The organism is Halopseudomonas xinjiangensis (assembly GCF_900104945.1).
GTDB lineage: Bacteria > Pseudomonadota > Gammaproteobacteria > Pseudomonadales > Pseudomonadaceae > Halopseudomonas > Halopseudomonas xinjiangensis.
This window is the reverse complement of the sequence record NZ_LT629736.1, coordinates 2,717,958-2,729,479: the sequence shown is the minus strand read 5'-3', so window position 1 is coordinate 2,729,479 and position 11,522 is coordinate 2,717,958. Positions and strand designations below refer to the sequence as shown.

11 protein-coding genes are annotated in these 11,522 nt (G+C 59.1%); 3 read left to right on the top strand and 8 right to left on the bottom strand.

Going from position 1 to position 11,522, the window contains the following annotated elements:
- Window positions 1-5: 5 nt before the first annotated feature.
- A complete protein-coding gene (ggt, locus tag BLT85_RS12690; protein WP_093395387.1) occupies window positions 6-1,772 on the bottom strand; it encodes a gamma-glutamyltransferase in 1,767 nt (588 codons plus the stop codon).
- Window positions 1,773-1,860: 88 nt separating this feature from the next.
- Here ggt and BLT85_RS12685 point away from each other — a divergent pair, with 88 nt between their 5' ends.
- Window positions 1,861-2,082, top strand: coding sequence for a hypothetical protein (locus tag BLT85_RS12685; RefSeq protein WP_093395384.1), 222 nt, complete (start codon window positions 1,861-1,863; stop codon window positions 2,080-2,082).
- 136 nt (window positions 2,083-2,218) lie between these two features.
- Entirely contained in the window at window positions 2,219-3,595 is a 1,377-nt protein-coding gene (locus BLT85_RS12680; RefSeq protein WP_093395381.1) for an O-antigen ligase family protein, read from the top strand.
- A gap of 9 nt (window positions 3,596-3,604) precedes the next feature.
- Here the strand turns inward: BLT85_RS12680 and BLT85_RS12675 are convergent, their stop codons facing one another.
- A complete protein-coding gene (locus BLT85_RS12675) occupies window positions 3,605-4,393 on the bottom strand; it encodes a WecB/TagA/CpsF family glycosyltransferase (RefSeq protein WP_093395379.1) in 789 nt (262 codons plus the stop codon).
- 188 nt (window positions 4,394-4,581) lie between these two features.
- On the opposite strand from BLT85_RS12675, the gene BLT85_RS12670 reads away from it, so the two are divergent.
- The gene (locus BLT85_RS12670) at window positions 4,582-5,640 is read left to right on the top strand and encodes a glycoside hydrolase family 5 protein (protein ID WP_093395376.1); all 1,059 of its coding nucleotides are present in this window, start codon (window positions 4,582-4,584) and stop codon (window positions 5,638-5,640) included.
- A 92-nt stretch (window positions 5,641-5,732) separates the two neighbouring features.
- Here the strand turns inward: BLT85_RS12670 and BLT85_RS12665 are convergent, their stop codons facing one another.
- From BLT85_RS12665 to fcl, 6 genes are all read right to left on the bottom strand, one after another.
- The gene (locus BLT85_RS12665) at window positions 5,733-7,160 is read right to left on the bottom strand and encodes a mannose-1-phosphate guanylyltransferase/mannose-6-phosphate isomerase (RefSeq protein ID WP_093395373.1); all 1,428 of its coding nucleotides are present in this window, start codon (window positions 7,158-7,160) and stop codon (window positions 5,733-5,735) included.
- Window positions 7,157-7,906, bottom strand: a complete 750-nt coding sequence (locus BLT85_RS12660; RefSeq protein WP_093395370.1) for a WecB/TagA/CpsF family glycosyltransferase — start codon at window positions 7,904-7,906, stop codon at window positions 7,157-7,159. The genes BLT85_RS12665 and BLT85_RS12660 overlap by 4 nt, the downstream gene beginning before the upstream one ends.
- 50 nt (window positions 7,907-7,956) lie before the next feature.
- The gene (locus tag BLT85_RS12655) at window positions 7,957-8,730 is read right to left on the bottom strand and encodes a glycosyltransferase (protein WP_093395366.1); all 774 of its coding nucleotides are present in this window, start codon (window positions 8,728-8,730) and stop codon (window positions 7,957-7,959) included.
- Window positions 8,693-9,967: a hypothetical protein gene (locus BLT85_RS12650; protein ID WP_093395363.1), complete on the bottom strand. Its 1,275-nt coding sequence runs from the start codon at window positions 9,965-9,967 to the stop codon at window positions 8,693-8,695. Before BLT85_RS12650 ends, BLT85_RS12655 begins: the two co-directional genes overlap by 38 nt.
- Before the next feature lie 114 nt (window positions 9,968-10,081).
- On the bottom strand, window positions 10,082-10,546 hold the full coding sequence (locus BLT85_RS12645; protein WP_093395360.1) for a GDP-mannose mannosyl hydrolase: 465 nt from the start codon (window positions 10,544-10,546) through the stop codon (window positions 10,082-10,084).
- 1 nt (window position 10,547) lies between these two features.
- On the bottom strand, window positions 10,548-11,522 hold the full coding sequence (fcl, locus tag BLT85_RS12640) for a GDP-L-fucose synthase (protein WP_093395357.1): 975 nt from the start codon (window positions 11,520-11,522) through the stop codon (window positions 10,548-10,550).

Below are 11,522 nucleotides of genomic sequence, written 5' to 3'. Positions count from 1 at the left end.
CTGGTTCAGTCGCCGAGCGCCACACCATCCAGGCGTGGATCGGCGCCGCCTCGCCAGCCGCTGTTTGTACGCTCTATGCCGTGCAGACCACTGGTCATGGGAACAATTCGGACTTCATGACCCAGCGCGTCCAGTCGTGGAGCCAAGGCTTCCAGCTCGGTACCGGTTTCGATCTCGATTCCCTGCCCGCGTTCCACCATGTTCGGCAGGGCGATTGCATGCTGAACATCGAGATTCCAGTCCAGTACGCCAATCAGTGTCTTCAACACGTAGCCAATGATCCTGCTGCCCCCGCGCGAACCGATGACCAGTTTTGGCTCGCCCTCGGCATCGAACACCACGAAGGGCGACATCGAGCTACGCGGGCGCTTGCCTGGCCCTACCGCGTTGGGGTGCGGGCGACCGTCGATGCTCGGCCTGAAACTGAAGTCGGTCAACTGACTGTTCACCACGAACCCCTGGCTCATCATGCGGCTGCCGAATGGGGCTTCGTTGGAGCTGGTCAGCGCCAGCATGTTGCCGTCTGCGTCGACCACACTGAAATGCGAGGTTCCGGTACCGTCAGGATCCGGCCCCCATTGTGACTGTTCGAGTACCGGGACTGTAGAAGGTTCGCCCGGGGTGACTTCGGTCATCGCTCGCTGCGGGTCGATCAGTTGGCTGCGTGCGACGAGATAGTCCTTGTCGAGCAGCGCTTCGACCGGCACGTCAACGAAGTCCGGGTCGCCGATGTAGTAGTCGCGATCTGCATAGGCCAGCCGGCTGGCCTCGGCGATCAGATGCCAGGTCACCGGGTCTTCCGGGTCCATCTCGCCCAGCGGGAAGTGTTCGAGAATGCCCAGCGCCTGCAGTACTGTCAGCCCACCGGAGCTGGGCGGCGCGCCGCCACAGAGCGTCCACTCACGATAGGTGCCGCAGACCGGTTCGCGCGCGACGGCACGGTAGCCGGCCATGTCCTCGAGCGTCAGATCGTCCAGACCCCAGCGGCCCTGGCGTAAGCGGGCAACGAATGTGTCGGCGATGTCCCCCTGGTAGAAGCTGTCCGGGCCGTTCTCGGCGATCTCGCGCATGGTAGTGGCCAGCAGAGGATTACGCAGGCGCGGCGGGTCATCGGAAGCCTGGGCGCGAAAATAGTCACGCGTATCGCCAAACAGGCGCAGAGACCAGTCCTGCTCAATCTGGGTCTGCAGGCGCGGAGGCATGGTCATGCCCGTTTCGGCCAGGCGGATGGCCGGCTCGAACAGCTCGGCCCAAGGCAGTCGACCGTATTGCTCATGCGCGGCTCCGAGCATGGCGACCAGCCCGGGGACACCTACCGAAGACGTGCTGGGAATGGCCACCGCCTTCGGAAGCGCGATGCCGAGGCGGCGGAATCGTTCGGGCGTGGCAGCTTGCGGAGCCTTCTCACGGCCGTCGTACATGATGGATTCATTCGAGTCTGCATCATGCAACAGCAGAAAGCCGCCGCCGCCGATGCCGGTTTCTGGCGCCTCGATAAACCCCAGGACCATCTGCACGGCGATGGCTGCATCGACGGCATGGCCTCCGCGTCGAAGCATGTCCAGCCCCGCCTCGACGGCGGCGGGGTGCGCGGCCGATACCATGAACCGCTCTGCCTGTCGCTCTTCGAGTGGCTGCGTGGAGGGGTTGGATGTCGCGGGGTCGGTACCGGAGCAGGAGCCGAGCGAAAGCAGGGCCAACCCTGCGAGCAGCATGCGGACGTATCGCTGAGTTCCGGACAAACGATGAATAGTGACGGAGGATTCGATCATGAATCAAAGGCTAGTCGCAGATGAGGGCAGCGTCTAACCAGGACGCGATAGTGTAGAATCCTTCGTTTCGACTCGTCACGAGCACCTCATGAGTAAACTATCCGAATTTCGGGCCGCGGAACGGCGTCTGGCCGAACAGCTTGCCCAGCTGGAATCGATGAAGCGCGACGCGGGATTGCAGCAGGAGCTCAGTTTCAGCGATGAGCTCAAAGCTCTGATGAAGGAGTACGGGATTTCCGCCTCGACCGTACTCGCTTTGCTCGGCATGTCCGCTAACGCGTCCGACGGTCGAAGCACGCGCCGGATTTGAAGCCCCGTTGCCCGACGGTTGATGCAGTGGTCTGTCCCTCTCGCGACGCATGAACCGGGCGCGGAAGTAACGTCAGCCGACCCAAGCGTTCCGGCGGAAGTATTCCCATCGCTCGCAGAAGCAAGGAAGCGCCATCATGATCGACCATCCGCGGCTGGATATAGCCGAAAAATGCCTGTTCGCCGGTTTGCTGGCTACGCTCGTCTGGCTTCCGCTGCCCATGGGGAGCAATAGGGACTGGGCGGTTGGCCTGTTCATTCTGCTGGTTGGCGCGCTGAGCATCGGCTGGAGCATCATTCAGCTGGTCCGCAAGGAGTCGCTCGGAACGGGTTTCCGCCGAGCCTTGCTGCCGTTGGGCCTGCTTCTGCTTGCCCAGCTGTGGGTCCTCATTCAATGGCTGGGCGGTATCAGCCGGGATCCGGGTAGCACGTTCCAATACCTGATGCTGGGGATCGGCTACTGCCTGCTGTATCTGCTGGTGTCGGGAATGGCAAGGACGCGCCGGCGCATTTCCCTGCTGCTCGGTGTGCTGGTTTTCAGTGGGGTGTTCCAGGCGTTTTTCGGCACCTTCATGACGCTCTCCGGCGTGGAATGGCTGGTGCTCGAAGCCAAACGGTTTCACGTTGGTCACGCGACGGGGACCTTCGTCAATCGAAACCATCTTGCGGGCTATCTGGAGCTGTCCATGGCTGCCGGCATCGGTCTGCTGATGGCGCTTCGCGACGGTGGCCGCTTTCGCTGGGCGCGGCTGGTCGAGACCATCATGGGGCCGAAGATGCGGGTGCGTCTCGGCCTGGTGATCATGGTGATTGCGCTGGTGATGAGTCATTCGCGGATGGGCAACACGGCATTTTTTGCCAGCCTGTTGATCGTTGGCGGGGCGTTCGTGCTGATCGACCGGGAAAACCGTCTACGCAACAGTCTCATCCTGGCAAGCATCGTGCTCATCGACATATTCATCATCAGCCAGTACTTCGGGCTGGACCAGCTGAAGGAGCGGCTGGTCAATACGCGTCTGAATGACGTAGTGGTGGACGGCAATGTGATTCTCGAAGCAAACGAGTATCGCGGCCTGGTCGTCGAGCATGCGCTACCGTTGGCTAAGGAAAATCCCATCATCGGACAGGGCGCGGGTAGTTTCGAGGCCGTATTTCCGCGCTTTGCCGGACGCGAAATACCTTTGCATTACGATCATGCGCATAACGATTTTCTGCAGTTCTTCATCGAGTTCGGGTTGATCGGCTGCCTGCCGCTGGTGCTGTTCGTGGGGTTGTCGATGCATTACGCAATCAAGGCGATGCGCCAACGTAAATCGCTATATCGCAGTGGGGTGGGATTCGGAGCAGCGATAGGGATCCTGTCGCTGATGATTCACTCGAGTACGGACTTCAATCTTCAGATTCCGGCCAATGCCGCGACCTACATCGTTCTATGCGCTCTGGCGGTGGCGGCCAACTACCACCGCGTCGGCCCGAACCGGCCTGTCGACGATGAGCGCATCGCCGACAGTTGATGCTACTGCTTACTGTTCGAAGGCGCGCCGCTCGTTCTGGCGAGCGCCAACGGAACCGCTGTTACGAGCGACGTAATAGAAAAACTGCGGGATACCGATCACATAGCGCTTGAATAGCCGCCGCGGTTCCTTGCCCAGACGGTATAGCCACTCGAGCCCCATCTTGCGGAAGACCACGGGAGCTCGTGCGAAGCGTTCAGCGGAAAAGTCGACGATTGCTCCACCACATATCAACAGCGCCGGGCAGTCGAGTTCGCGCTTGATGCGCAGTGCTACTTCTTCCTGCTTCGGCATGCCCATCGCAAGCACGACGACAGGAATGCCGCCATCGGCGCAACGCTCTCTTACGAAATCTACATAGGCCTCTACAGGTTGAAACCCGTCGATCGCTTCGAACGGCTTGCCCTGAAACAATCGATGAGCCCCTTTTGACAGCCAGGGTTCGCGTGTGCCCAGCGCCAGATAACGGTACTGCCCCTCGTCCTGCTTGATCACGTGGTCGAGCAGCTTGGGGATAAAGTCGGTGCCGTTCATGTTGGCGCGCGGCGCGCGTCCATTCACCTGGCAGGCTATCTTGATACCGATGCCGTCGCGCAGCAGATAGCTCATCTTCGAGAACTGGTCACGCACGGTTGGGTTTTGCTGAGCGAGGTTGTACGCATGCTGGTTCATGAAGGCGACGGTGACGGGCGCCTTGACTGCGGACAGGTTTTCCATCAGCGACTGCGTCTGGCTGGGTTCGATCAGATCGAGTTTGCCAATAAGCGGATCCTGGCGTTTTGGAGCGGAGCTTGTCATCGCCGGCCTCTTCATGAGTGTGTTCATATCCATTGGTTAGGCGGGTGATCGGGCCGTTTGGTTCCCTTGAGAACGCCAACTAATCGAGGAAATGGATGTCGGAAGCCACCGAGGGCGTGAGAAAGAACGTGCCAAAATTTCGAATGCACAGGATTTGAGGTGCTTCGCACCGCAACACAGGAGGCGCTATGAAACGAGTGACAGCAAGAGGTCTGCGGAGCTGGGGTGCCTTTGTCGGCCTCAGTCTCGCCATTGCCGGTGGTCAGAGTTATGCCGATGACTTCGAACTGATAGGAATCAATGTTGCCGGAGCGGAGTTCACCTCAAAGGAGCTGCCGGGTAAGCACGGGACCCACTACTTTTTCCCCGATGAGGGATATTTCAAGTACTGGCAGGACAAGGGTATTCGCAATGTGCGCTTTCCCGTGAAGTGGGAGCGGTTGCAGCCGTCACTCAACGGTGAGCTGGACGAAACCTACGCGGAACTGATCGATTCGATGCTGGACGACGCCGCCAGGCATGACATGGACATCATTCTCGACGTGCATAACTACGCACGATACCGCGGCGACGTCATTGGCAGCGAGGCAGTGCCATTCGGCGCCTACGAAGATCTCATGGCGCGCATCGCCAAGCGCTGGCACAACCATTCAGCGCTCTATGCCTATGACATCATGAACGAGCCCTACGGCGATGCCGAAGACAACTGGCCTGAAGCGGCCCAGGCCGGCATTGATGGTATCCGCGCGCATGACCGCAAGCGACCCCTTTATATAGAGGGCAACTCATGGTCGAGCGCGGCACGCTGGCAGAAGTATGCGGAGCCGCTGCTCGATCTCAAGGACCCGGCAGACAACATCGTGTTCTCCGCGCACCTGTACATCGACCACGATGCTAGCGGGCGATACAAGGAGAAGCCGACCAAAAACTTCGATACATCGGTAGGCGTCAAGCGGGCGGAGCCCTTTATCGAATGGCTGCAGGAGCATGGCAAGCGAGGACATATCGGCGAGTTCGGCATTCCCGACGATCATCCGAAGTGGAACGAAGCGGCAGAGGAGTTGCTCAGTTACCTCCAGCAACATTGCATTCCCGTCAGTTACTGGGCCGCCGGCCCCTCGTGGGGCAAGTATCGGCTGTCGATCGAGCCGAAAGACGGCAAGGACCGCCCGCAGATGGCGGTGCTGGAGAAGTTCATAGGAGAAGGGGGCTGCAAGGGCTACGGCCCGGTCAAGCAGGACTCCTGAAAAAAATGGCACCGGCTCGAGAGCCGGTGCCATTCACGGTACGTCTGGTAGCGGTGGTAGCGGCCTGGCAAGGTTGCCCGGCCGCTTCCGGATCAGGCCACGGACGTCTTGTCGCTGACTCGCCCGTAGTTGTCGGCGTAACGGACGATGTCGTCTTCGCCCAGATACGAGCCTGACTGCACTTCGATCAACTCGAGCGGGATCACGCCAGGATTTTCCAGCGAATGAACCTGGCCAATCGGGATATAGGTCGACTCGTTCTCGGTGACCATATAGGTCTCCTCGCCGTTGGTAACCCGTGCAGTACCGCAGACCACAATCCAGTGCTCAGCCCGGTGATGGTGCATCTGTACCGACAGCTTGGCTCCAGGCTTAACGGTGATCCGCTTGACCTGGTAGCGCTGGCCATTGTCGATCGAGTCGTAAACGCCCCACGGCCGGTAGACCTCACGGTGGTTGAGATATTCGCAGCGCTTCTCCGCCTTGAGCTGTTCGACGATGCGTTTGACGTCCTGCGCCTTGTCCTTGTGAGCGACCAGCACCGCGTCCTTGGTTTCGACGATGATCAGATCTTCCAGTCCGACGGTGGCAACCAGGCGGTGCTCGGCGTGGACGTAGGTGTTCGCAGTCTGCTCACCCATCACGTCGCCTTTGAATACGTTGCCCTGTTCGTCTTTCTTGCTCACGTCCCACAGCGCTGACCAAGAGCCGATATCGCTCCAGCCCACGTCGAGCGGAACCATGACCGCATCGGCGGTACGTTCCATCACTGCGTAATCGATCGAGTCCTCGGGGCAAGCGAGGAAGGCTTCACGATCGACTCTGATGAAGTGCATGTCAGCTTCGCGATTGGTCATCGCTGCGCGGCAGGCTGAAAGGATATCCGGGCGGAATTTTTCCAGCTCTTCGAGATAGCGGCTGGCGCGGAACATGAACATGCCGCTGTTCCAGAAGAACTCGCCGGATTCGAGATATTCGCGTGCGGTATCGCTATCGGGCTTCTCCACGAAGCGCTGTACCGCGAACGCATCGTCACCCGCAGACTGACCGCGCTGAATGTAGCCGTAGCCGGTTTCCGGGTGCGTAGGGACGACGCCGAAGGCGACCAGCTTGCCTGCCTCAGCCTGCGGCAAGGCCTTGTTCACGCTGGCGCGAAAGCCCGCTTCATCCTGGATCAGGTGGTCGGCTGCGAGGATCAGCAGCACCGGATCGTCGCCGTTTTCCTGGGCCTGGATGGCAGCGAGAGCGACCGCCGGGGCAGTATTGCGGCCCGCTGGCTCGAGCATGATCGAAGCATCTTCCATACCCATCTTGCGCAGCTGCTCTGCCGCGAGGAAGCGGTGTTCTTCGTTGCAGATCAGCCGTGGCTGCTGCATATCCAGGCCTTTCAAGCGCATGATGGTAGCCTGAAGCATCGAGAAGGAAGCCTCAGCCAGCGGCAGAAATTGCTTGGGGTTCAGTTGGCGCGAAAGCGGCCAGAGCCGAGAACCGGTACCGCCTGACATGATGATAGGGATCATTGCTTTGCTCCTTCTAGACAATTCGGGGTGTTGCGGTAATGCCGCATGACAATCGGCAGAAACCGCCAGGCGTCTCTTGCGTACCGGCTGCCGAGCCTGCGCGGCTCGGTGCACACGCGGTGGAGCCATTCCAGTGCCAGATGTTGAACCCACGCCGGGGCACGCGGAACGGCGCCGGAAAGGAAATTCAGCGAGCCGCCGACGCAGAGTCCGACGCCGGTGGCCTGTCCGCCTTCAAGAACCTTGAGCGCGAGGATCTCCTGGGTTGGACAGCCGACCGCATAAACGATCAGGCGCGATGGGTGCTGGTTGATGAAATTGACGCAAGTCTGCACGGCATCTGGATCGGTGATGAACCCCATGGGGGGGTAGTAGTGATGGACCCGCAGCCCAGGATAGCGTTCCTTCAATCGTGCGACGCTGGCCGGCTCACAGCCGATGATGCATACATCCCATTGCTCTGCGTCCGCATGTTCGATCAGCTCGGCGGTCAGCGTGCTGCCGGGAATCGCCTCGGGTAGCGGCACCTTGAACGCCCTGACGAATGGCAGCAAAACGCGGCTGTCACAGATACGGTGACTGGCTGAGCTGTAGGCATTGCGCAAGGGAGCGCTATGCTCCAGTTGCACCACATGATTGACGTTGGGCGTAACGATATAGCCGTATTGCCCCGTACTGGCCTCAATGATCTCTGCGATCAGCTCGTCCTTGCTACCCGTATAGAACTCGATGTTGAACGCTTTCAATTGCTATCTCCTTGGCAACTGCATAACGCCAATCTGACTGAGTCGGTTTTTCAAGCTGTTTTGCGTTCCAGCGCAGCTTGCAGGTTTCTGACGTGGGTATGCACGTAATGCAGCGCATACAGACCGTAGTTTCGAAACGCCGACAGCTTTAGATGCTTGCGACGAATGTGCACGTCTTCCTTCAGGGCTTCGAAGCGGCGTTGTACCGACACGCCAGTGTTATCGAATACACATAGCGGTTGACGGATATGCACAATCTGCTCGCGCGACTCGATCTGGTTGACGAATTCGATGAGCATGCAGTAGTCCGCGGAGAGCTTGTACGAATCCCTGAAACGCACGGTCTTGAGTAGCTCGTTCTCGAAATACATCGCCTGGTGGCTCGAAGGCATGCCGATGAACAGACGCTCGATCGGCTTGCCTGGAAACTGGTGCAGGCGACCGGCGCCGGTAAAGCGAGCGAAGTCTCCATAGACGTACTTCGGAGCCACGGACGCCTGTTCGATGGTTTTCGCGACCAGTTCCAGCACCCGCTCGTCATACAGCCAGTCGCCGCTGTTCAGAAACAGCGTATAGCCAGGTGTGGTGACGGCTTTCTCCAGCCCTTTGTTCATCGCGTCGTACAGGCCGTTGTCAGGCTCGGAGGTAATCTCCGCCCACGGCTCATCGATGGTCTGCAGCCATTCCGCTGCGCCGTCGTTGGAAGCGCCATCCACCACGATCCAGCGAAGGTTGCGATAGGTCTGGCTGGCGACACTCTGGTAGGTCTTCTGCAGACCGGCCAGGTTATTCCAATTTATAGTGACGATAGTGAACTGGGTCATGATTTACTCGCTCATATTGCTTTTGAGCCGCTTCGCTCGCCTGCATTCTTGCGAAGTACAGGAAGCACGCCAGCGTGATGCCGAGGGTGTCCCCCCCGTACATGATGGAATTGGACATGAACATGTTGATCATGCTGAACCAGAACCCCAGCTGAAACGCTTTGAGCAGGGGACTCTTGTTCGGCACTTGGCGCATGAAATAGATGAAGCCGCCGTAGAAGATCAGCGCAATCAGCGGCGTCAGGAAACCGAAGCGGTAGTACACGCCGATGATGCCCACGTCCGAGAGATAGAAGTGCGGGTCATACAGCGCGCCGAAGCCGCCATTCCATTGCAGTGACAACGCACCCATCCCGATATGATTATTCCGCGCCTGGGCATCGAGAATGGTAGCGATGGTGTCGTCGCGCACGCCCGGGCTGTTGATGGCCTCGTCATACATCAGCAGCAGTTTCTCGTACTGCATGGCATAGAACTCGGGGAACAACAGGTAAGACATCCCCAGCAGAATGCCGGCGGTAACCAGCACCTTGGCAGCCGAATCCAGTCGTTTGCGGAAGACCCACACAGCTGCGAGAGCCCAGATCAGCATCGTCGAACGAGTCTGAACGACCAGCCAGAGATAGGCGGCGAAATACAGCAGCAGAGCCAAACTTTTCAGTGACAAACGGTCGCGCAGCCGATAGAGCAGTATGTATGCCCCGAGGGTGACGGCGCCGGCCCCTATACGATATCGGTTCGGTCGCAAGTCGCCGGTGTCCTTGACATCCTTGGCAAATGAAGGAATAGCGTTATCGGGTATGATGCTGAAGTAGTACATGAAGCCTACGACCGTGGCGAGCACGGCCGATGTCATGAAAAAAGCTTCGATGTGCTTCTGCTCGGGCTTCGTCTTGATCAAAAGAAATAGAACGAGGAAAAACGATAGCCAGGCCAGACTACGGCGCTCCTCGAGCAGACCGTATATCAACGGTTGGCCAAAATTGAGGTATGCCAGCAGCGCGGAAAACACAGGAATGAAGACCCCGAAAAGCAGGATCCATAGCGCCGCCTTCGATTGATACACACGCCGCCAGATCAGACACAGCATAAAGGCCGCGGCTACTACCCCTAGCAGGTACACCTCGCGTAGAAACAATATGCCGGACTTCTTGTCATCGCTCAGGAACAGGGCACCCGTGTTCAGGAAAATAACGATGAAAAGGAGGTTTCGGTAGGCGAGTAAATTCTTCAGCAACGTCTCAATCCCTCGGTCTGCTAGACTTGGTCGAAATCGACCGATCCGGTCCTATAACACCCTTTGGCACGAATTTGCTCGGACAGTTCCGAGAGAGACTGAACAAACCGTCGATCAGCGATCGACGGCTGCCAGATATGCGCGGGAATTCTCATGCACAGCAGTGCTGCTGCGCATATCGGCGACGGTCCACCAGCGGAATCCATCATGCTGGCTTTTCGGCAGGCTAAGTGAGCAACCTGCCGGCAGATCCAACAGGTAACCAGCGACAACGTAATGTGTATCTGGCGTCGGGCCAAAGACGCTGTCTTCGTAGAAGTGCTCGTACAGATCGAGTAATCGGGCCTGCGAGCGGGCGAAGGACTGGCCGAGCTCGGCCTCGGTTATGCGTGCGAAGGCATCGTCGAGACGCTCGTTCTTCATGATGCGCCCCCCTGGCACGAACCAGTCACCCTGCGCGGGGCGGTTCACGCGTCGGCCAAGCAAAATCTCGCCTTCGGCATTTCGAACCACCAGGTCGAGCGAGACCAGCGGAGCGTGGGCCACCACGCTCCGAAACGTATTCTTGTCCAAGTACATATCAGCCTCGGGCGTCGTCCTTGTGCTCAACGAACCACTGATACGCATCACGCAGCCCTTCCTCGAGCTTGATGCTGCTCTTCCAGCCGAGCCGTTCCAGACGCGAGACGTCCATCAACTTGCGCGGCGTACCGTCAGGCTTGCTGGCGTCGAAGGTCAGCTTGCCGGGGAACTCGGTGACCTTCTTGACCGTTTCGGCCAGCTCGCGAATGGTGCAATCCTCGCCAGTGCCGACGTTGATGTGCGAGAGCATCGGCTGGGTGTGCTGCTGATAGGTTTCGGTGTCGAGGTTCATCACGTGCACGCTGGCCGCGGCCATATCGTCCACATGCAGGAACTCGCGCATCGGCTTGCCGCTGCCCCAGACCACCACTTCTTCATCGCCGCGCTGGGTCGCTTCGTGGAAGCGGCGCAGCAGGGCAGGGATGACGTGGCTGTTTTCCGGGTGGTAGTTGTCGTGCGGACCATACAGGTTGGTCGGCATCACGCTGCGATAATCACGGCCGTACTGGCGATTATAGCTTTCGCAGAGCTTGATACCGGCAATCTTGGCGATCGCATAGGGCTCGTTGGTCGGCTCGAGAATGCCGGTGAGCAAGGCCTCTTCACGCATCGGCTGCTCGGCATGCTTGGGGTAGATGCACGAGGAGCCGAGGAAGAGCAACTTCTCCACACCGGCGCTATGCGCGGCGTGGATGATGTTGGCCTCGATCATCAGGTTCTCGTAGATGAACTCGGCGGGGTACTCGTTGTTCGCGTGAATGCCCCCGACCTTGGCTGCGGCCAGGTACACCTGGTCGATGCCTTCGGTCTGGAAGAATTCATTTACAGCGTGCTGATCCAGCAGGTTCAGCTCGTTGCGGTTGCGTGTGACAATGTTGCGATAGCCCAGCGCCTCGAGGCGCCGGACGATCGCCGAGCCGACCATCCCGCGATGGCCGGCTACGAAGATGCGCTGGTCGAAGTCAGCCGCCAT

Excerpts from the sequence above, each read along its gene's own strand:
- ggt (WP_093395387.1), bottom strand. The coding sequence starts at position 1,772 with ATGATCGAATCCTCCGTCACTATTCATCGTTTGTCCGGAACTCAGCGA.
- BLT85_RS12685 (WP_093395384.1), top strand. The coding sequence starts at position 1,861 with ATGAGTAAACTATCCGAATTTCGGGCCGCGGAACGGCGTCTGGCCGAA.
- BLT85_RS12680 (WP_093395381.1), top strand. The coding sequence starts at position 2,219 with ATGATCGACCATCCGCGGCTGGATATAGCCGAAAAATGCCTGTTCGCC.
- BLT85_RS12675 (WP_093395379.1), bottom strand. The coding sequence starts at position 4,393 with ATGACAAGCTCCGCTCCAAAACGCCAGGATCCGCTTATTGGCAAACTC.
- BLT85_RS12670 (WP_093395376.1), top strand. The coding sequence starts at position 4,582 with ATGAAACGAGTGACAGCAAGAGGTCTGCGGAGCTGGGGTGCCTTTGTC.
- BLT85_RS12665 (WP_093395373.1), bottom strand. The coding sequence starts at position 7,160 with ATGATCCCTATCATCATGTCAGGCGGTACCGGTTCTCGGCTCTGGCCG.
- BLT85_RS12655 (WP_093395366.1), bottom strand. The coding sequence starts at position 8,730 with ATGACCCAGTTCACTATCGTCACTATAAATTGGAATAACCTGGCCGGT.
- BLT85_RS12645 (WP_093395360.1), bottom strand. The coding sequence starts at position 10,546 with ATGTACTTGGACAAGAATACGTTTCGGAGCGTGGTGGCCCACGCTCCG.
- fcl (WP_093395357.1), bottom strand. The coding sequence starts at position 11,522 with ATGGCGGCTGACTTCGACCAGCGCATCTTCGTAGCCGGCCATCGCGGG.